We start from the raw sequence: 19,184 nt of genomic DNA on the forward strand, positions 1-19,184 counted from the left end.
AGGTCACTTCAGAGGAAGCGCTACATTCGTTGTCAAGGGCGTATATGATGGTGATCTCCTCGGATGGGGAGGCTCCGGTCACTACTCCCGTGGTTGGGTCAATCACCGCAACCGGTGGCTGGGGATCTGCAAAACTGAAGGTCCCGCCGGGTTCGCCCGTAAGGGTCACCACCCCTCCGTCACAGGTAGGGTCTACCGTAAAACTCGTATCGGCAAATGGCTCGATGATCAAATTGAATACTGGGTCGGGGCTTACCGTAACACAAGTGGTATTCGGATTATCAAGTTCTACCCTTACCCAGATAGGCTGCGGAGAGGATGTCACCGTGTATGGGCTATCCAAAGAGCCTGTTCCTGAATCGGCAGCAGCAAAACTGTCATAATAGGTCACTATAAAATCAGCCTCTGGCTGTGTCCCCAAGATACCCAAGGTCTGGGTCTCAAGATCGAAATCCGCAATGCCATCATTTGAAGGATCATCACATTGGATCATATCTTCAACTGGGTTGATAATTGGTTCTTGAATCACATTTAATGTGAAACTTGCTATTTCAAAACAATCTGCAAGTGGATAATCCACTCTCACCCATATCACTTCTCCATCTGTACCGGAATAGGCATCAGCAGGATCGATAATTCCAGCGTCTGCATTGGCATCTGCTTCAGAGTTATGGTAAGAAACTTCTAATTCATCTGCGTCTTCCATACCCAATAAAACCACTTCATTGTTTTGAGTCAAATCAAAAATATAAGGCGGATTAGCTTGTCCACATATGAACAAATTGTCTACTTGATCTATTGGTGTTGGAGTTGGATAAAACTCAATAAAAATCTCATCTGAAGTTTGACAGTTTTCAGTTAAGTATAAGTCATAAGAATATGTCCCTTCTTGATTAATCGTAATAACTGAATTGGTTTCTCCCTCAATGACTTCACCATCAAAATACCAAACATGGCTACCGTCTCCCGCAGGGATTCCAGTATCTAAAGTTACATCAACACCTTCACAAACAGTATTATCAGTCACGATTAATAGATCTTCTCCAAGATCTCCTCCTAAATCAAAACTTCCACCCTCTAAAAATACTGCTGAATTTAGAATACTGTCATTCCTGTCTGCAACAACTAATTTTATTTTGTATACATTATAAGGTTCTACTTCTGAAAAGGCCACCATTGGAACAGTTTGTCCCCTGTAGTTAATGGCTGCTGTTGTAGGATCTAAACCATTAGGTGTTCCATAAAATTTATCAAAATATGCTGGATTAACTGATGCACAACCTCCATTATAGGTATCATCCCTTACTGTAATAACAGAAACCGGATCCGTAGTACCAGGCACGATAGCTAAATTAGTTGTCACGCCTGTTGACATATCTGTCAAGAAAAAAGCAAATGCATCAGAAAAACTACACTGATAGGTTCCATATTCTTCCGAAGCAAATAAAAAGTTAAAACTAATTTGATTGGCTACTGGAATAAAATCAAATTCTAGATATGTAGCATCATTGTAGCTATTCAATCCCGGGTCAATCCCTAAATCCTGCATATAGTCAAATAATTGAGCATCACCAGCCCATCCTCCAGTACTATTGTTTCCTTGCGAAGGTCCTTCAGCATCTTGAGCATTTCCTGATGACAAAAGAACTCCGTCCTGAAATGGAAAACTAGAGGCACTTTTATTGAAATACGCTATCCCGTTTGGTCCTTGAAAGGTTAAGTTTTCAATCGAGGCACAACCTCCACTTATCAATACATCCTGAACCAGTTCTTCCTCAGTATAACTAGTGGTATCCACTACCAAGTAAGGAGCTAGAGCATGTACCTCTATGGTTGTTGAATTTGAACATCCTGTTGGGTTTGTATCCTCTACTGTAAGTGTAACAGTATAGACGCCTGCATTATTAAACACTTGCGACACATTAGTACCAGAGCCACTAGCAAAGTTTCCAAAATTCCAAAAATAAGTTGCTCCAGTTCCATCTTCTGAAAAATTAGCGGTTCCAACAAAATCAACAGTACCTCCTGCAGGAATTTCAACGATACCATCCGCATTAACAGCTGGATTTGTGCTTTCTATAATAGCCTCGATATCTTGACATGCTGTACCACATATAATATCTGCTGCCCATCCAGGACCATTTGAAGTGTCTGTTCCACTACTTACAAATTCAAAAGTTAAACACCCTGAAGTATTACTATCTGAAGCTGTTACGGTTCCCGGACTGTTGAATCCTCCTCCAGCATACTGCCCGATTAAAGGTGCGGTGGTATCATCACCATCATATATATATAGGTAATCTGTATTTAATTGTGTGGAAAAAGAGGTGAAATCTGCTTGGATAAAATCGCCTCCATCTGGACAAATGGTTAAGACATAATTTTCATTATTTGTATAGGTTCCATCAGGTCCTCCAGAATCATAGAAGGTACCTGAACATTGGTTCACAGTTCCATTCTGCATCAAAATGTCTTGAGAATATCCTGAAAACGAAAGCAATACAGTTGTGAATAACAATATAATTTTTCTCATACCAATTTTTTAGTAGAGGCCATAACTATCCTGTTGGGAAAAAACAATCAAAAGAACCTCAGAAATTAAAGCGCGAAATTTAATGAAATTTATGTGAAACGTTAATATTTTTTAACAAAAACCTTAATTAATCGTTAAAATGTAAGGACACTACTTCATCTAACACATAACACTATCAATTCCTTAACAAAAAAGCATTCTCAGCTTTTAACTTTTAGTAAATTTGCACCACCTAAACAAAAACAAATGACAGCTTTTAAAATTGATATAAAACCCACCAATAACGAAAAAATCATCAAATTTGAATTAAATCAATTCATAACCAACCATGAAAGTTTTGAATTCAACAATATAGATGAAGCAAAACCATCTCCATTAGCTCAACAACTTTTTTACCTACCATTTGTCAAGAAGGTTTATATAGGCAGTAATTTTGTAGCTATAGAACGTTTTGATATTGTTTCTTGGGATGATGTTCAGGGTGAAGTCGCTGAACAAATTGAATCCTATTTTAATCAAGGAGGGCTTGCTGTAACTGAAGACCAAACAAGAAAAAAAGTTTCAGTTACAGTTTATGCAGAAAGTACTCCAAATCCGTCTGTAATGAAATTTGTTGCTAATAAAAAGTTAGTGACTTCTTCATATGAATTTACTTCTATTGATGAAGCTAAATTATCACCTCTAGCTTTAGAGCTTTTTCATTTCCCTTTTGTTAAAAATGTATTTTTAGATGAGAATTATGTATCCATTACCAAATACGATATGGCAGAATGGAATGACATCACCCTTGAATTAAGAGAATTTATTAAAGACTATATTGAAAAAGGGAAAGAAATTCTGTCTCCTCAAGCCGCTGAAGCTCTAAATAAAACAACCGAAAAGTTAGATCAAACTTTTGAGGCCTTAGATGACACTTCTAAGGAGATTGTCAATATATTAGAAGAATATGTCAAGCCAGCCGTAGCGAGCGATGGTGGGAACATTGTTTTTCAATCCTATGATGCCTCCAAAAAGAGTGTTCAAGTTATTTTACAAGGAGCCTGCAGTGGATGTCCAAGCTCCACTTTCACTTTAAAAAATGGCATCGAAAACATGTTAAGGGAAATGCTACAAGGGAAAGTTGAAACAGTTGAAGCCATAAACGGCTAATATTCAGCTATTTTTAATTATCTTTAGGTACACACATTTAATTTATTAATTTAAAAACAATATTATGGGCGTACTTAAAGTAATTGAAATATTAGCTAGTTCAGAACAAAGCTGGGAAGATGCCACTAGAACAGCAGTAAAAGAGGCATCCAAATCAATTAAAAACATCAAATCAGCATATGTAAAAGAGCATTCCACGGTCATTAAAAATGGGGATATTGCTCAATTTAGAGTAAATGTGAAAATTACCTTTGCTGTAGATTAATTGTTGAACCATCTAAACATATAAGTGCTTTTAAGATTAAAAGCACTTTTTTATTTCATGACACTTCTATTCACTTTTCTTTGTATTCTTGTTGCCTTGGAGCACTTTTATTTTTTGATTTTAGAAATGTTTCTTTGGACCTCTAAAAAAGGTATAAAAACTTTCGGGCTAAAATCAAAAGCATTTGCTGAAGACACCAAAGTCTTGGCCGCTAACCAAGGCCTGTACAATGGGTTCTTGGCTGCAGGTTTATTGTATGCTCTCTATTTGAATGCCACTCCCTTTTTAATGTTTTTTCTAGGTTGCATTGTAGTTGCAGGGATTTATGGAGCATTCTCTACAAAAAAAAGGATTTTATTTTGGTTTCAATCAGTACCTGCCATGTTAGCCTGTATCGTCTTTCTGCTTATTTAATGGTCTAACCTTTGGCTTATCACTATATTTAACCTTATCTTAAAGCATTAAATAATCTTTAAGCTATAACTTTACTTTTTAATCAATTTAATACGAAAAATACTTATGGAAAAAGATCTAGAAAAATGGACGGAAAAAGGAATTGAATTTGCCACCGATTATGGGCTCAGAATTCTTGGAGCCATTGCCATTTGGATTATAGGTGCCTGGATTATCAAAAAATTAACAAGCACCACAAAAAAAATTATGGACAAAAGGGATTACGATGAAAGTCTCAAAAAATTCCTTTTAAATTTAATAGGTTGGACCCTTAAAATTTTATTGATCCTTGCAATTTTATCAAAACTTGGTGTTGAAACCACTTCTTTTGCAGCCGTTATAGCAGCCGCAGGTCTTGCCGTGGGTATGGCACTACAAGGCTCCTTAGGAAATTTTGCAGGTGGTGTTCTTATCATGATTTTTAAACCCTTTAAAATCGGCGATTTAATTGAAGCACAAGGTGAGATAGGTGTTGTCAAGGAGATTGAAATTTTTACCACCAAAATTACGGGATTATCCAACAAAGAAATTATTATCCCCAATGGTGCTTTATCAAATGGGAATATTACGAACTATTCTGTTTTAGGAACCAGACGTGTGGATTTGGTTTTTGGAGTAAGTTATGATGCGGACATTAAACAGACCAAAGAAGTATTAATGAATGTACTTACATCACACCCTATGGTCTTACAAGAACCAGCTCCTACAGTAAATGTTTTGGAACTTGCTGATAGTTCGGTCAACTTTGCTACCAGACCTTGGTGTAATACGGCCGATTATTGGACCGTTTACTTTGATGTTATGGAACAAGCGAAAATAGCACTTGACCAAGCAGGTATCGAAATACCTTACCCACATCAAGTAGAAATTCATAAAGAAAGTTAGGATTTCGGCTTTAGGGCAATAAAATCCTTTAGATAATATGGTTCAAAATAGGCAACATCTTCAGTGTTGCCTATTTTATACTCATAATATGACAGAGCAGCCATTTCTCTAGCAGAAGGCATTTTACCTTCAATAAAATGGGCATTAGTATGTTTGATAACTGTTTTCATTTTTTGAACTCCATTTCCAATAAAATAAACAGGACCTTGAGTCAAATAATTAGAGAAACTGTTTTCGTCTAAAACTTCGGCTTGAATCTCTCTTACTTCATTTAAATCTGAATCCAAAACGGTTGAATACACCTCCATTCGTCTAGCATCCAACATAGGAACAATCAATCCCTGAGAATTTTCAACCTGAACAGCCAAGACTTTTAAAGTAGAAACGGCAATCAAAGGGATATTCAATGCATAGCAAATTCCTTTGGCAGTTGAGACTCCTATTCTCAATCCTGTATAAGAACCTGGCCCCTTGCTAACAGCCACTGCAGCTAATTCTGATTTAGACACCCCTGTTTTTTCAAATAATTCCTGAATAAACACATGTAACCTTTCAGCATGGGAATAATTCTCGCTATTATCCTCTAATATTAAAATGCTTTTGCCGTCTTTAGCCAAGGAAACCGAACAATTGGTTGTTGATGTCTCTATGTTTAAAATGTAAGTCACTATTAGTCAATTATTGGTTTTCCTAAATAGAAGTCCAAAACTTTGGTTTTAAAAATAAAATTATACTTCGCATTGACAATACTGGCCTGAGCATTGACGTAGCGATTTCTAACTTGTTCAAAATCATAAGAAGTCATGACCCCCAAGTTATAACTTTCTTGAGCATTTTTATATGCCTCTTCTTGAGCCGACAAGGAGACCTGTGAAGCTTCAAACTGTTTGAAAGCAGCTCTCGCATCAGCATAGGCCTGTTCAATATTTGAACGTAAATCTTGTTTCTCTTGCTCCAGAGCTAATTCTATTTTTTGCTTATTTATTTGTGCTTTATGCACGTTGACATTGGTTTGAAAGCGATTAAAAATAGGCACATTCAAATTAAAGCCAACATTATACCCTAAATTATCACTTATTTGGGTTCCAAATCCATTTTCCACATAAGTGATTTGATTATTTTCAAGATCTAATACAGCCCTTAAATCTTCCTGCCCTTGCAAATGTTGATAAGATGTGTTCATGTTAGCTCCAAGGGTCAAAGTTGGATAATAAGCACCTTTCGCGATTTTAATATTGTAATCTGAATTATCAATATTTAGTTGTGCATTTTTTATTTCAGGTCTATTTTCAACGGCATAATTGTATATTGCGGTTGGATCTGTATATTCCATCATAATTCCTGATGCATCAACGTCTTCGGTAACCACATCAAACCCATTGGGAGGTAATTGCAAAAGTTGAGCCAAGGATAGAATGGCCAAGTCTACACTGTTCTGAGTATTGATAAGTGCCTCTTGATCACTGGCTAGTTGTGATTTAGCATCCAATAAATCCGCTCTTGGCTTTGAACCCTCATCAACCAAAACTTGCATCTGATCCACTTGTTGTTGAGATACACCAATTTGTTCTTCAGCAATTTTTAAATTCTCTCTATTCAACAAAATGTTTAAATAGGCATTAACAACATTTAAAGAAATATTATCCTTTAAAATTGCCAACTGCAATTCACTTGATTCTATTCCCAATTGAGCTTGCTTATAGATATTAGTATTTTGAAAACCATTGAATAAAACTATTCCCGTATTTAAACTGAAGCTATTTCCACGGGAATCCCTTGAAATACGGCTACCATCTTGTCCGATATAAGAACCAAAACTATAACTGTGTGATGCAGCACCTGAAAGGTTTGGCAAAAAGTTACCTTTAGCACTTACCAAATCTTCTTCAGCCAATTGCGTGTCAAGTTCGGTTTGTCTGACTGTTATATTGTTCTCTAGCGCATAATTAACACACTCTTGTAATGTCCATACCTTTTCCTGGGCTTGAGAAAAACTAAACCCAAAAAGTAGGAGACCAAATGCAATAGCTTTCATTCTCATATTAACGGTTTCTTCCATTTTCATTATTCTCATCAGAAGCTTTATTCCAAACTTTAATTTCGTCTTCTTCTTTAACACCTTCTAAAATTTCGATATTAATTCCATCAGAAATCCCCAATTCTACATATTTTTCCTCAAAGGTATTATCTGCCTTTTTGATTTCAACAAAAGGCTTTTCTGTAATTCTATTGAACTGCAACAATGATTCCTTGATAACCAAAACACTATCCTTGCTTTCCATTTCAATTTCGGCATTAGCACTGTATCCAGCTCGAATCTTGGTGCTTCGCTCTACTTCAACATCTGCTTTGATGGTAAATTGAACCGCTCCATTTTCTTCCACGCCTTTTGGAGCAACAAAAGTAAGTTTTGCGGGAAACTCTTTTTCATTCAAAGCCCCTAAAACAACTTTAATACCTTTACCTTCTTCTAGTTTACCAACTTCGGCCTCATCCACTTTACCTTCAAAAATCATCTTATTCATATCGGCTACAGTGGCAATCGTAGTCCCATCATTGAAATTATTACTTTCTATCACTTGATCACCTTCTCTCACAGGGATTTCTAGAATCGTTCCAGCTATTTGAGCGATGATATTGGTATTTGCTGAACTACCTCCAGACAGCGATCCCTTTTTGATAATCTGATAATCATTTTTGGCTTGATTCAAACTTTCTAAAGCTTGATTTAAGGATAACTCACTGTTTTCAAAATCTTGTTTTGAAATCACTCCTTTTTCGAATAAGGACTTGTTTCTATCAAATAAGGTTTTAGAGTTGTTATATGATAACTGAGCCGTATTAATCCTACTACTAGCAGACACCAAACTTTGCTCATTAGGAACGACTCTAATTTTTGCGATAAGATCTCCTTTTTCAACTATATCGCCTTCCTCTACCATAATTTCGTCAACAATCCCAGAGATTTGTGGCTTTAACTCGATTTCCTCTTCAGGATTCAGTTTCCCAGTAGCCACCACTTTGGTATTTATTGATGAATAAAATGGCTTTTCTGTTTTGAACTCTTCGACTGAAGCTGAATTTGAATCTTTAAAATACTTTATTACCCAAATCAATAAGATGAGTAGTACGATTCCAACAATAATTTTAACTGTTTTATTCATTATTTTGATTGTTATTTATTCTTCTCTTAATGCATCAATTGGTTTAATACTTGTAGCTTTAAAGGCTGGTATAAGACCTATTAAAGATCCTAAGCCTACTAACAAGACTAATGAAAAAAAGACTACTACGAGTGGAACCGATGGATTGACCAATACAGCATCCTCTCCTTGTCCAAAGCTTTTATTAAGTAGCATCAATATTAATCCTCCTGATATAATTCCCAAAAGACCAGAAACCAAGGTGATAAACACGGCTTCTACGATAACTTGTCTTTTTATTTCAAATGGTGTGGCTCCCAAGGCACGTCTTACTCCGATTTCTTTGGTTCGTTCCTTAACCGTAATTAGTAGAATATTACCTATCGCAAAAACGCCGGCAATCAAAGTTGCCAATCCTACAAACCATGTTAAAAATTGCATTCCAACCAGAAACCCAGTCACCTTTTTAAACTCATTCCCTAAATTGAAGCTTCCGAAAGCCCTATTATCCTCCGGATGGATTTGATTCAGGTTCTTTAACATAAGCTTCGCGTCTGCTTCTATTTGAGTGATATTGTAATCGGGTTTTCCAGTAATCATCATCCAACCAATATTATCACCTTGGTTAAATATCTGCTGAAACGTAGTAAATGGAATATGGATATCACTTCTTGGCCCCATCTGGACATTACCTGTTTCAAACACACCAATGATTTTAAAGTTGATACCCTTTATTTGTATAAGCTCCCCTATCATTTCTTCATCCTTATCAAACAATTGTTTGTAAATCTCATCTGAAATGACCACTACCTTTTTATTTTCGTTTATGTCATTCTCATTGATAAACCTACCTCGAATCATTTTCTTTTTTTGCACACGATCCAAAAGTGGGTAATCACCATTAATACCAAAGGTCCCTGACAACTGATTTCTTACTACTAATCCCTGGCTTTGATTTCTAGGAACTACAAATTCGATGCCCTCTACATTTTCTTCAACATTTCTGGCATCTGTAAGCGTTAATCTCACAAATCGACCCTCCTGGAATCCCTTAAAGGGTTTGCTTGTACTTTGGCCCCAAATAAAAACACTGTTTGTAGCAAAATCCCCAAACAACCTATTAAAGGCATTCTCCAAACCTCTAGCAGAACCCAACAAACTAATCAACAACAAAATACCCCACCAAACACCTATCATGGTCAATACGGTCCTTAGCTTGTTTTTGCCCAAGCTTTCAAAAATTTCTTGCCACGTATCTCTATCAAATAAAAATCCCATCATATCAATTATCTCTTAAGGCCACAATGGGTTTAATTTTAGAGGCCTTTTTTGCTGGAAAATAACCAGCAATTGAGCCTGCAACTATTAAAGTTATGGTAGCGCCAATAACTAAACTAGTACTCACTTTAGGGTCTGTAATAAAATAAGTTTCTAAACTGGGGCCTATCCAATCTAAAATTCCCATCCCGAGTACCAATCCAAAATAACCTGCAATGGTCGTAATCAAAATGGACTCCAATAAAATAATAGAAATAATAGCCTTTGGTGGCGCCCCAAGAGCTTTCCTTATCCCAATTTCCTTGGTTCGTTCTTTAACCACAAAAATCATGATATTACTGATACCGACTATACCCGCAATCAAGGTTCCAAATCCAATAATTATAATAATGACACTCAATGCAAACGTAATTTGATTGGTTCCCTTGTTGGCCTGAGCCATATTCATAATTCTAATGGCTCTCTGATCGGTTGGGTCAACAGAAAAACGTTCTTTTAAATCTTTGGTGATTTGATTCCCAAAATCAATGGCTTCATCATAGCTCATCTTAGGATTGTAAGTCACGTTAATTTGATCGAGATAGTCGTTATTACCATAAAGTCTTTGAGTTGTACTAATGGGAGTATAAATCATGCGTTCCTCGTTATCTCCTCCATCATCTTTAAAAATTCCAACTACTTTATACTGTATACCATCCAAATTGAGATATTTACCAATGGCCGTTGTCTTTGCAAAGAGATCTTCTTCCACTAATCGACCTATGACGATTACCTTGGTCTTGTTTTCAATATCTATTTTATTGATATACCTTCCTTCTGTGATTTTTGTATTCTCCAGGTATTGATGATCTGGGTGGACAGCCCGCATACCATAGGAATTCTTTTCATTTTCAAAAGACGCATTGACATTTCTTGTTACGCGTCCTGTATAATATTGAATTTTATCACCATAAGTTTTCTTTACATAATCCAAATCCTCATTTTTCAATCGGATTTGTCTTCCCGCCTGGTAGCCTTTATAAGCTTTTGAGGTTGTGCCGGTATAAATAAAAATGGCATTATTGGCATCATCAACAAAGGCATTTGAAAATGTATTGCTCAATCCATTGGCCATACCAAATAGAATCGCAAAAAGCAAAATAGCAAATGCTACCGTAAACCCAGAAAGGACGGTACGGGTTCTGTTTTTATTAATACTTTGAAATATTTCCCTCCAAAGGTCTAAATCAAACATTCTGGAATGCTCTTACTTGTTCCACATTGATATCTTCCATAATCACTCCATCTTTCAAACGCACAATACGCTTACACATATTTGCAATATCCTCTTCATGGGTAACTATTAATATGGTTTTTCCTTCATCATTTAAATGCTGAATAAAATCCATAATCTCATAAGAAGTTTTAGTATCAAGGGCACCTGTTGGCTCATCTGCCAGAAGTAGTTTTGGATTAGCAGCCAGCGCTCTTGCAATGGCCACCCTTTGTTTTTGTCCCCCTGAAAGTTCGTTGGGCAAGTGGTGTGCCCATGGCTTTAATCCTACTTTTTCTAAATGAAAAAGTGCCTTTTCCAATCGCTCTTTCCTTTTTAGACCTTGATAATATAACGGTAACGCCACATTCTCAAGAGCATTTTTGTAATTGATAAGATTGAAGGATTGAAAAATAAAACCTAAGAATTTATTGCGGTAAATGGCTGCTTTCTTTTCAGTAAGGTTCTTGATAAGAACCCCATCCAAAATATACTCTCCCGAATCTGCCTCGTCCAACATACCAATAATATTTAGCAACGTAGATTTACCAGACCCCGAGGATCCCATAATAGCCACCATTTCTCCTTCTTCAACAGAAAGATCAATTCCTTTTAAAACATGTAGGCTTGAATCACCAATCGGATAAGATTTGTGAAGTTTTCGTATGTTAAGCATACCTTTAATTCTTGGTTGTATAATTCATATAACCATTAGACTAATAACTAGGGGATATGTTACAACAAAAGTAAATTTTTATTTAGGGAGCTACTTTTTTAGTCTTGTTAAACTTTTTATAAATAAAGACCCCTAAACCAGCTATTAAGAGGTAAGGAATGATCATTAAATATACAATACCGTCATTAATCCCCTCAGCTGCATTTTGCCCTTCCTCATTTTCCAAGACAGCCCTACACATGGCACATTGGGCCTCTGTAGAGAGACTGAAAAAAATGACTAATATTAAAAACAACCAAATCCGTTTCATTCTTAATAAAATGGTGAAATTAACACATAAACCATCACACCAGAAACGGCTACATACAACCATAAAGGGAAAGTGATTTTAGCTATTTTTTTATGTCTTTCTATATCATTAGTTATAGCCCTAACGTAGGTAATCAAAACAAAAGGAATAACCACTACAGATAGTAAGATGTGAGTTATTAGTATAACATAATAGAAATATTTTAAAACACCGTCTTCTCCATATGGCGTAGGATCACTAGTCATGTGATATGCCACATACATTACCAAAAAAGCAATTGAAAACCCCATGGCTATCTTTATCAAGGTTTCATGTAACTTGATTTTATTCTGAATGATAGCCCAATAAGCAAATATTAAAAGTATAGCTGTAATCGCATTTGTACTTGCATAAATGGGTGGTAAAAACATCCAAGGTCCCATATTGGGAATTCTAACTCGAAACAAAATCGCTACTACCACGGGTATAGCAATAGATAGAAGCACAATCCACTTATTGTATTTCTTTTGCTCTTCTAATGGCTGATTACTCATTTAATAATTTTTTTATATCTTCCTTCAACATACTAATCTCCTCTTTTTCACCCTCATCATTCACCTGCTCCTTTTCTGAAACTGTACCTCTGTAATAAATAATCGGGTTACCATAAGCATCTGTTCTAGATCGAATGTATCCATTTTTATCGATTAAGGCAAAATTCCCAGAATGCTCAAAATTTTCTACATCCACAAACAAGTTGAAGCCTAAATTGGCCAAATTGTATATATCCTCTTTGTTTCCTGTCATTAAATTCCAATTTGGATTTGTCACCTCGTATTCTTCTGCATAAGACTTTAAAACTTCTGGAGTATCATGATCTGGATTGATGGTAAACGAAGCCACACCAAATTCCTCAAATGATTTAAAAGCATTTTGCACTTGCACCAAATTATATGTCATCTTTGGACAAATGGTTGGGCAGGTCGTAAAAAAGAATTCGATGACATAAACCTTGCCCAAATAATCTTTTTCAGTAATCATCTCTCCATTTTGGTTTTCAAAACTAAATGAAGGCACTTTTTTAGGCTCGCCATTAACTTCTATAAAAGCCAATTTGGATTGATCTGAAAAATTATTGTCTTGTTCGGTTGACATCCTTTCGCTTCTCGAGATATCATCATGTTTAATTCGATCTACAATCTTTGGGATAAAAATTATCCCGAAAACCAAGATAATAAAGGCAATGCTTATGTAGGAATATTTAGATTTATTGTTCATGTTCAATATTTAAATCATTTGCTCTTCTAGTGGTTGAATCAAAATCACCCTTTCTCTTTTGTCTATATTCTGTAAATAGAATACGCATATCCTCACTCATCTTATTTTTCATTTCGGCTACTTCAAGCGTATTGTAAGAGTATAAAGGATAAATTTCAGACGCCTTTTCAATTTCTCGATCCGTTCTATCGTCTAAACGTCCTCTTTGGTTCAACTCCTTATCAACAATAAAAACCTGTGGTGTGAAATAGTTGGTATCAAGAGCGACTTGATGGTTAAGGCTATTGAAAACCGTTTGGATCTCAGAAGGGTCCCCAAATGCAAATTCAAAGAATCTTAAATCTTCATAGGTGGAAATTTCCTCATACAATTGTTTTGCTTGCTCCTTTTGATTTTCTGGAAACAACACAACAATTTGAAATTTTTTGAATCCTTTGAATTTATCATAAACTAACTCCTTCAAATTGGAGGCTTCTGTAAGATGTTTCATTGGATTATTACCTAAAAACCCGATAACAGTTAAATGATTATTCAAGGTCACTTGCTGCCCTTCAAAATTTTTAAAGGTGTCTATATCATAGAGATGACTTTTTATGATGTCTAAGGGCTGGTAATTATGCTTTGCCGGGTAAAGAAATATCAAAAACATAACAGGAAGAAAAAACAACACTCCCAACACTAAATTTCTTGTAACTTTTTTTCGTTCCATAATGGGCACAAAAATAAAAAAGACGGTTTAAAAAACCGCCTTTTGATATCTATTTAACGTTACGAATTAGAATCCGTGTTGTTTGATAAATCCATTTGAATAAACTCCTTCAACATATCCTCCTTCTTGTAAAAGGATGAAGATTAAGTAGCAAATTAGGAAAATTGCTGTCCAAACTACCGCTCTTCTTAAACCTTTGGTTTCGTCACGCATGTGCATGAAGTCCCAAGTAATGTAATAGGCTTTAACAAGCGTTAGGATAATAAAGATCCAGTTAAGGATTTTCATACCTATTATCTTACCCATTAAAACTTCTGGTTTGTAAATACCTAGAACAACTTCAACAGCAGTTACTATTGAAAGAAGAATCAAAACACCCCAAATCTTTTGGGTATTAGACTTAAATTTAACAGTACCTCTTAATATTTCTAATTTATGATCGTGTGCCATTAGTTAATGAATTTCAGGATTAAACAAGGTAAAAGAAGGTAAATACAAATACCCAAACTAAATCTACAAAGTGCCAGTAAAGTCCAACTTTCTCTACCATTTCATAACTTCTCCTTCTTTCGTAGGTTCCGATAATCACATTAAAGAAAATGATAATATTGATAACAACTCCCGAAAATACGTGGAATCCGTGGAAACCAGTTATGAAGAAAAAGAAATCAGCAAATAAAGGCGATCCGTATTCATTAACATGAAGGTTAGCTCCGTGAACCACTAAATTCCCGTGATCCTTTAACATGCTTAAAGATTCCTCTCTTGAAAGAACTGTTTTATGACCGTGCTCATCCAACATTTGAGTTCTGATAAGAATATCATCGTTTGCTTCCATGCCTTTTACAACTTCTGCAACCGTAAAATCAGGTAATGATCCTTCGCTCACAAACCAAAGACCACTTTTACGTTCGTGTTGTGCTCTTTCAGAATGCTGTGACGTTGTAAAATCTCTAATGGCAAGTCTTTCACCTTCTGCATTTACAAACTGAAGAATGTTTCCTCCTTTTGTTTGTACGGCTCCAAAGTCTCCCTTAATAAAGGTTGCCCATTCCCAAGCCTGAGAACCAACGAATATTAAACCTCCAATAATGGTAAGAAACATATACCAAGTTACTTTGGTCTTTTGCATTTTATGACCAGCATCTACAGCCAACACCATGGTTACAGATGACATGATTAACACAAAGGTCATAAATGCCACATAGATCATTGGTAATTCTTGACCATGCAAAAATGGAACGTGAGTAAACACCTCATCGGCAATTGGCCAATAATCAATAAATTTAAATCTTGAAAAGCCGTAGGCCGCTAAGAACCCAGAGAAGGTCAAGGCATCAGAAAGGATGAAGAACCACATCATCATCTTACCATAACTTGCTTTTAGTGGCTCATTACCACCTCCCCAAGTTTTTCCTTCTGTTCCTGTATTAACAACAGTAGTGTCCATATTTTATTGGTATAGTTTTAAAAGTTGCACAAAAATAATTATTTTATCTTTTTGACGAAATTTCAAAAAACATTTTGAAAGTCATTATTTTCTGTTCTTACAGCCTTTACATCAATTTGATAGGCCTTCTAGTTCATAAAGGTAAAAAATAAAAACAGGTAAACCCATAGCAAATCAACAAAGTGCCAAAAGGTTGAGGCCAAATCCAATCCCAAAGTATGCCCATCAGAATACTTTTGTTTAGAATTATTATAAATTACTACCAGCAGACAAAATAATCCTATAAGCACGTGAGCAATGTGTACAATTGCAATCAAATAGATATAAGACATAGTCACATTTGAGGTAGGCCCAGTAAAATTATAGCCTTGATTTAATATTTCCCTAAATCCTGCAAATTGATTAACAACAAAAAGGATTCCCAAGGCAAAAGTGATACTTAATAATATAGTCGTTAATTTACTCTTACCCTTCAGCAACATTTTTTTTGCAAAGAATAAGGTAACACTACTTGCTATAATCAAGGCAACACTCATTTGAAAAGCTTGCGGCATTTCAAAATCAGTCAACCAATCTGGTCTTTTACTACTTACAATAAAGGCACTAGTCCAACCAGCAAAAGACATAAATAAAGAAATCAATCCAAACCAAAGCATCATTTTTTTTGCTCGGTTATTTTTTTCTTCAAAAGTTCCTTGAGTTAAATCCATAACTATCTCAAAAATTTATCTACTACATATACAATTTGCAGTAAGGTTATATAGGAAACACTTGCTAACATCAATTTTTTGGCTGCCACCGAAGACATTTGCTTATACAACCGGATGGCAAAGTATAACATTCCTAATCCAAGTATTAAAACGATACTTGCGGCAATAGGGGTCAAATATAATCTACCTGTAAAACCAAATGCAGGAATGATGGAAACCAAAATAGTCCAAACGGTGTACATGATAATTTGAACAGCAGTTCCTTTATCCTTTTTTCCCGTTGGCAACATAAAAAAGCCTCCTTTTTTATAATCGTCAAACAAAAACCAACCTATAGACCAAAAATGGGGGAATTGCCAAAAAAATTGAATAGCAAATAAGGTTCCTGGCTCCATTCCAAAATCATTCGTTGCTGCCACCCAACCCAACATAAAAGGAATGGCTCCTGGAATAGCCCCAACAAAAACAGACAATGGTGTTTTTGTTTTTAAAGGAGTATAAACACTAGTATAAAGAAAAATGGAAACCGCACCAAACATAGCCGTTTTAGGGTTAATAATGTATAAAATTACAATTCCCAAAATGGTAAAAACCGTAGCAATGGTGAAAGCCGTGTTAACGGTCATCCTTTTAGCGGGAACCGGTCGGTCTTTCGTTCTATCCATTAAAGCGTCCAAATCACGCTCAATGATTTGATTATAAGCATTGGATGCACCCACCATAAAATACCCTCCCAATCCCAAAAGGATTAATGTTTTAATTTCAACGACGTCAACTCCTAAAAGATAACCTGCGATAGATGAAAAAACCACGCTTATTGCCAAACGGATTTTGGTGATTTCCTTAAAATCTGAAATTAAGGTGTGCTGAACGGGTGAAGTTTTGGATCTACTCAAGGTAAAATGTCATTTTTCGCTTAAAAAATGCGTGCGCAAAGATACTTTGAAAAACTTATTCTACAAATCAAAATACCAATTAAATAGGTCTGTCCTTAACCCAATATTAAACCATACCGTATTATTTTTAAAGGTATTTACAGTTTGGGCTTGTGGATTAAAATCTCGGAAAGTTACATCCACAAAGAGTTTAAGGTTGGTAGACGGGTTTAATAAATAACCTGCTTGAACATTAGCAAAAACAGTTTTGGTTTTATTTCCTTGTCCTACGGTGACACCTGTATCATAAGGTCTTTCATTATAATCCCTAAAAATATCCCCTCCATAGCTGAATTCATCTCCATCTTGATTCAAATCATAACCCCTAGTTCCAAAGATAACTTTAGCATTTCCAAACCATCGCTTGTAATGATATCTTCCTATCACAATAAACTCACTAAAATTTGCCCCCCATAGATGAGCCATCGATTGATTGGTGTGACCATAGTTCAATACCACATTATTATGGGAATAGGTATAGGGTCTCACTCGGTTGTATTCTGCCTGAAGCATCAAGTTTTTCACCTTGAAAGCATGGTAGTACTTTAACCCTAGTTGATATCCAAATTTATTTTTCCAGCTTTTGTTTCCACCGGTCACGTCACTTAAAGAAAATTCATCTAATATAAACTGGCTATAGGCATTAATATTGTCATTTACCTTATATTTTGCAGATGCTCCTAATAAAGCATTCCCGGCATCCTGACCCGATTCAAACTCTATTGCCCTATAAAAAATGATGGGGTTCAAATAGTTGATATCAAACGAACGATTCTCGGTTTTTGCCCAAATAACAGATTCAAACAACCCAATATTCAATCTCTTACCTACATTATAACTTAAATAATGTGTTGCCATGTATTTAGTCTTATAGGCACCGGCTTCATCAATAGTCTCTGGCCTCACATCTCTTAACCACATCCAAGTGTTGGTATATTTAATTTTCCAAAAGGACGTATTGAATTTTAAATAAGTAACGGGGCTAGCAACATCACTGATAAACAAAGAGCGATAACCATCTCCTATAAAGTTTTTACCATGACCAAATTGCGCATTAAAAAACTCAAACGGACTGTATGACAAATAAGCTTCAGCCACCGGATAATCAAATGCGTCCTCTTTAAACCTTTTGGCTATCCCACGCCCTGGAACAACTCCCACCCCATCATTTGCGGCAATTGAGGTCGTGTATTCATTAACATATTGAGCGAAGCGTCCTTGGCTTTCATAAACCGCAGTGAAAAAATTCAATTTCTTCCCTAACCCTCCTTGAAAATAAATACCCCTCGTATTATTAAAAGTGGAATTAAAGCTGGCATCTGTGTCCTTACCTACCTCAAAATCAAAGATGGGGTCTAGCGTAAACCAATAATTTTTTGATTGTATTCTAACAAAATGTTCATTAAACAGTTTTCTTCCAAACCAACTATCAGTCTCTTTAAGTAACGCTTCTTTCTCAGCCTTAAAATCATAGTATTGAGATACATCTTGATACATTAACGGTTTAGAAGCCGTGTGACTATTGGCACCTACCAAATTGATACTTCTATCAAATTGTGAATAAAAGCTATGGGTAAATGGGATGTTTAACTGACTAGAGTATTCCTTTTGACTGTAAGGCACTAATTTTAAACCCACACTATCATACTGTGTTTTTGCAGCTTTCTCAAGTTCGGTAAGTTCATCGGGATTGGCTTTACCGTCTTGTGTTCTAACCACCTCTTCTTTTAAAATCGTTTGGTTGATTAAAGGTATTTTAATAGCAACCGAGTATTGCTTGAAAGTAGGTTTCCCATTATAGGTTGCAGGTTGAATTTTTGGTAATTCCTGAAACACCCTTCGGGCTTCATCTTTTAACTCATTGTAGATAGCATCGACATAAACTACTTGAAACACTCCTTCTTTACTCACTTCAAAAAGAACCATGACCTCTCCTTTATAGTTCTCTTCACTTACCTTTTCTGGCACCTTGAAATTTTCAAAAACAAAAGTGAATATTTGATTGTCAAAGCAAGTTTTCAAATCATCAATTTGAACAGATTCACAATTAGGAAAAACAGGCGGTTTTTCGTTTAATAATACTGATTGTGAAAAGAAATAACTCGGAATAAATAAAAGTACCAAGAAGATAGCATGCCTCATACAGGGGGTCTCTTAATTTGACCGAAAGATACTATTT

At 35.7% G+C, this 19,184-nt stretch carries 20 protein-coding genes; 4 read left to right on the top strand and 16 right to left on the bottom strand.

Annotated elements, in window-relative coordinates:
* Nucleotides 1-2,533, bottom strand: a 2,533-nt coding sequence (locus ZA07_RS03965) for a choice-of-anchor L domain-containing protein (protein ID WP_157492059.1), incomplete at its 3' end; no start/stop codon positions are given.
* A 246-nt stretch (nucleotides 2,534-2,779) separates the two neighbouring features.
* Between ZA07_RS03965 and ZA07_RS03970 the strand changes: the two genes are divergently transcribed.
* The 4 genes from ZA07_RS03970 to ZA07_RS03985 all read left to right on the top strand — a co-directional run bounded on the left by ZA07_RS03970 (nucleotide 2,780) and on the right by ZA07_RS03985 (nucleotide 5,285).
* On the top strand, nucleotides 2,780-3,682 hold the full coding sequence (locus ZA07_RS03970; RefSeq protein ID WP_053970447.1) for a NifU family protein: 903 nt from the start codon (nucleotides 2,780-2,782) through the stop codon (nucleotides 3,680-3,682).
* 64 nt (nucleotides 3,683-3,746) lie between these two features.
* On the top strand, nucleotides 3,747-3,947 hold the full coding sequence (locus tag ZA07_RS03975; RefSeq protein ID WP_053970448.1) for a dodecin family protein: 201 nt from the start codon (nucleotides 3,747-3,749) through the stop codon (nucleotides 3,945-3,947).
* 57 nt (nucleotides 3,948-4,004) lie between these two features.
* Nucleotides 4,005-4,361, top strand: a complete 357-nt coding sequence (locus ZA07_RS03980) for a DUF1304 domain-containing protein (RefSeq protein WP_053970449.1) — start codon at nucleotides 4,005-4,007, stop codon at nucleotides 4,359-4,361.
* A gap of 105 nt (nucleotides 4,362-4,466) precedes the next feature.
* Complete coding sequence (locus tag ZA07_RS03985; RefSeq protein WP_053970450.1) at nucleotides 4,467-5,285, top strand: mechanosensitive ion channel family protein; 819 nt, start codon at nucleotides 4,467-4,469, stop codon at nucleotides 5,283-5,285.
* Here ZA07_RS03985 and tsaB read toward each other — a convergent pair.
* The 15 genes from tsaB to ZA07_RS04060 all read right to left on the bottom strand — a co-directional run bounded on the left by tsaB (nucleotide 5,282) and on the right by ZA07_RS04060 (nucleotide 19,147).
* Nucleotides 5,282-5,953, bottom strand: a complete 672-nt coding sequence (gene tsaB / locus ZA07_RS03990; protein WP_053970451.1) for a tRNA (adenosine(37)-N6)-threonylcarbamoyltransferase complex dimerization subunit type 1 TsaB — start codon at nucleotides 5,951-5,953, stop codon at nucleotides 5,282-5,284. The genes ZA07_RS03985 and tsaB overlap by 4 nt on opposite strands.
* A 2-nt stretch (nucleotides 5,954-5,955) precedes the next feature.
* Nucleotides 5,956-7,320: a TolC family protein gene (locus ZA07_RS03995; RefSeq protein WP_231628625.1), complete on the bottom strand. Its 1,365-nt coding sequence runs from the start codon at nucleotides 7,318-7,320 to the stop codon at nucleotides 5,956-5,958.
* Between the two features lie 7 nt (nucleotides 7,321-7,327).
* The gene (locus tag ZA07_RS04000) at nucleotides 7,328-8,449 is read right to left on the bottom strand and encodes an efflux RND transporter periplasmic adaptor subunit (protein ID WP_053970452.1); all 1,122 of its coding nucleotides are present in this window, start codon (nucleotides 8,447-8,449) and stop codon (nucleotides 7,328-7,330) included.
* A gap of 15 nt (nucleotides 8,450-8,464) precedes the next feature.
* Nucleotides 8,465-9,706, bottom strand: a complete 1,242-nt coding sequence (locus tag ZA07_RS04005; protein ID WP_053972035.1) for an ABC transporter permease — start codon at nucleotides 9,704-9,706, stop codon at nucleotides 8,465-8,467.
* Nucleotides 9,707-9,710: 4 nt separating this feature from the next.
* The gene (locus tag ZA07_RS04010) at nucleotides 9,711-10,940 is read right to left on the bottom strand and encodes an ABC transporter permease (RefSeq protein WP_053970453.1); all 1,230 of its coding nucleotides are present in this window, start codon (nucleotides 10,938-10,940) and stop codon (nucleotides 9,711-9,713) included.
* Nucleotides 10,933-11,634, bottom strand: a complete 702-nt coding sequence (locus ZA07_RS04015) for an ABC transporter ATP-binding protein (RefSeq protein ID WP_053970454.1) — start codon at nucleotides 11,632-11,634, stop codon at nucleotides 10,933-10,935. Before ZA07_RS04015 ends, ZA07_RS04010 begins: the two co-directional genes overlap by 8 nt.
* Before the next feature lie 82 nt (nucleotides 11,635-11,716).
* Nucleotides 11,717-11,944, bottom strand: coding sequence for a hypothetical protein (locus ZA07_RS04020; protein ID WP_053970455.1), 228 nt, complete (start codon nucleotides 11,942-11,944; stop codon nucleotides 11,717-11,719).
* A 2-nt stretch (nucleotides 11,945-11,946) separates the two neighbouring features.
* Nucleotides 11,947-12,477, bottom strand: coding sequence for a DUF420 domain-containing protein (locus tag ZA07_RS04025; protein WP_053970456.1), 531 nt, complete (start codon nucleotides 12,475-12,477; stop codon nucleotides 11,947-11,949).
* Nucleotides 12,470-13,201, bottom strand: a complete 732-nt coding sequence (locus tag ZA07_RS04030) for an SCO family protein (RefSeq protein ID WP_053970457.1) — start codon at nucleotides 13,199-13,201, stop codon at nucleotides 12,470-12,472. The genes ZA07_RS04025 and ZA07_RS04030 overlap by 8 nt, the downstream gene beginning before the upstream one ends.
* Nucleotides 13,191-13,910, bottom strand: a complete 720-nt coding sequence (locus tag ZA07_RS04035) for a hypothetical protein (RefSeq protein ID WP_053970458.1) — start codon at nucleotides 13,908-13,910, stop codon at nucleotides 13,191-13,193. The genes ZA07_RS04030 and ZA07_RS04035 overlap by 11 nt, the downstream gene beginning before the upstream one ends.
* A gap of 66 nt (nucleotides 13,911-13,976) precedes the next feature.
* Nucleotides 13,977-14,360: a cytochrome C oxidase subunit IV family protein gene (locus ZA07_RS04040; protein WP_053970459.1), complete on the bottom strand. Its 384-nt coding sequence runs from the start codon at nucleotides 14,358-14,360 to the stop codon at nucleotides 13,977-13,979.
* A gap of 19 nt (nucleotides 14,361-14,379) precedes the next feature.
* Nucleotides 14,380-15,360, bottom strand: a complete 981-nt coding sequence (locus tag ZA07_RS04045) for a cytochrome c oxidase subunit 3 (protein WP_053970460.1) — start codon at nucleotides 15,358-15,360, stop codon at nucleotides 14,380-14,382.
* 128 nt (nucleotides 15,361-15,488) lie between these two features.
* A complete protein-coding gene (locus ZA07_RS04050; RefSeq protein WP_053970461.1) occupies nucleotides 15,489-16,070 on the bottom strand; it encodes a cytochrome c oxidase subunit 3 in 582 nt (193 codons plus the stop codon).
* 2 nt (nucleotides 16,071-16,072) lie between these two features.
* A complete protein-coding gene (cyoE, locus tag ZA07_RS04055) occupies nucleotides 16,073-16,966 on the bottom strand; it encodes a heme o synthase (protein ID WP_053970462.1) in 894 nt (297 codons plus the stop codon).
* Nucleotides 16,967-17,026: 60 nt separating this feature from the next.
* Nucleotides 17,027-19,147 (bottom strand): hypothetical protein, encoded by a 2,121-nt coding sequence (locus ZA07_RS04060; protein ID WP_053970463.1) that lies wholly within the window; start codon nucleotides 19,145-19,147, stop codon nucleotides 17,027-17,029.
* Nucleotides 19,148-19,184 lie beyond the last annotated feature (37 nt).

It is taken from the genome of Mangrovimonas sp. ST2L15 (assembly GCF_001280515.1).
In the GTDB taxonomy this organism is placed as follows: domain Bacteria; phylum Bacteroidota; class Bacteroidia; order Flavobacteriales; family Flavobacteriaceae; genus Mangrovimonas; species Mangrovimonas futianensis.

Excerpts from the sequence above, each read along its gene's own strand:
- ZA07_RS04005 (WP_053972035.1), bottom strand. The coding sequence starts at position 9,706 with ATGGGATTTTTATTTGATAGAGATACGTGGCAAGAAATTTTTGAAAGC.
- ZA07_RS03970 (WP_053970447.1), top strand. The coding sequence starts at position 2,780 with ATGACAGCTTTTAAAATTGATATAAAACCCACCAATAACGAAAAAATC.
- ZA07_RS04040 (WP_053970459.1), bottom strand. The coding sequence starts at position 14,360 with ATGGCACACGATCATAAATTAGAAATATTAAGAGGTACTGTTAAATTT.
- ZA07_RS04020 (WP_053970455.1), bottom strand. The coding sequence starts at position 11,944 with ATGAAACGGATTTGGTTGTTTTTAATATTAGTCATTTTTTTCAGTCTC.
- ZA07_RS04015 (WP_053970454.1), bottom strand. The coding sequence starts at position 11,634 with ATGCTTAACATACGAAAACTTCACAAATCTTATCCGATTGGTGATTCA.
- ZA07_RS04050 (WP_053970461.1), bottom strand. The coding sequence starts at position 16,070 with ATGGATTTAACTCAAGGAACTTTTGAAGAAAAAAATAACCGAGCAAAA.
- ZA07_RS03995 (WP_231628625.1), bottom strand. The coding sequence starts at position 7,320 with ATGAAAGCTATTGCATTTGGTCTCCTACTTTTTGGGTTTAGTTTTTCT.
- ZA07_RS04045 (WP_053970460.1), bottom strand. The coding sequence starts at position 15,360 with ATGGACACTACTGTTGTTAATACAGGAACAGAAGGAAAAACTTGGGGA.
- ZA07_RS04025 (WP_053970456.1), bottom strand. The coding sequence starts at position 12,477 with ATGAGTAATCAGCCATTAGAAGAGCAAAAGAAATACAATAAGTGGATT.
- ZA07_RS03975 (WP_053970448.1), top strand. The coding sequence starts at position 3,747 with ATGGGCGTACTTAAAGTAATTGAAATATTAGCTAGTTCAGAACAAAGC.
- ZA07_RS04060 (WP_053970463.1), bottom strand. The coding sequence starts at position 19,147 with ATGAGGCATGCTATCTTCTTGGTACTTTTATTTATTCCGAGTTATTTC.
- ZA07_RS03985 (WP_053970450.1), top strand. The coding sequence starts at position 4,467 with ATGGAAAAAGATCTAGAAAAATGGACGGAAAAAGGAATTGAATTTGCC.
- ZA07_RS04010 (WP_053970453.1), bottom strand. The coding sequence starts at position 10,940 with ATGTTTGATTTAGACCTTTGGAGGGAAATATTTCAAAGTATTAATAAA.
- ZA07_RS04030 (WP_053970457.1), bottom strand. The coding sequence starts at position 13,201 with ATGAACAATAAATCTAAATATTCCTACATAAGCATTGCCTTTATTATC.
- ZA07_RS04035 (WP_053970458.1), bottom strand. The coding sequence starts at position 13,910 with ATGGAACGAAAAAAAGTTACAAGAAATTTAGTGTTGGGAGTGTTGTTT.
- ZA07_RS04000 (WP_053970452.1), bottom strand. The coding sequence starts at position 8,449 with ATGAATAAAACAGTTAAAATTATTGTTGGAATCGTACTACTCATCTTA.
- ZA07_RS03980 (WP_053970449.1), top strand. The coding sequence starts at position 4,005 with ATGACACTTCTATTCACTTTTCTTTGTATTCTTGTTGCCTTGGAGCAC.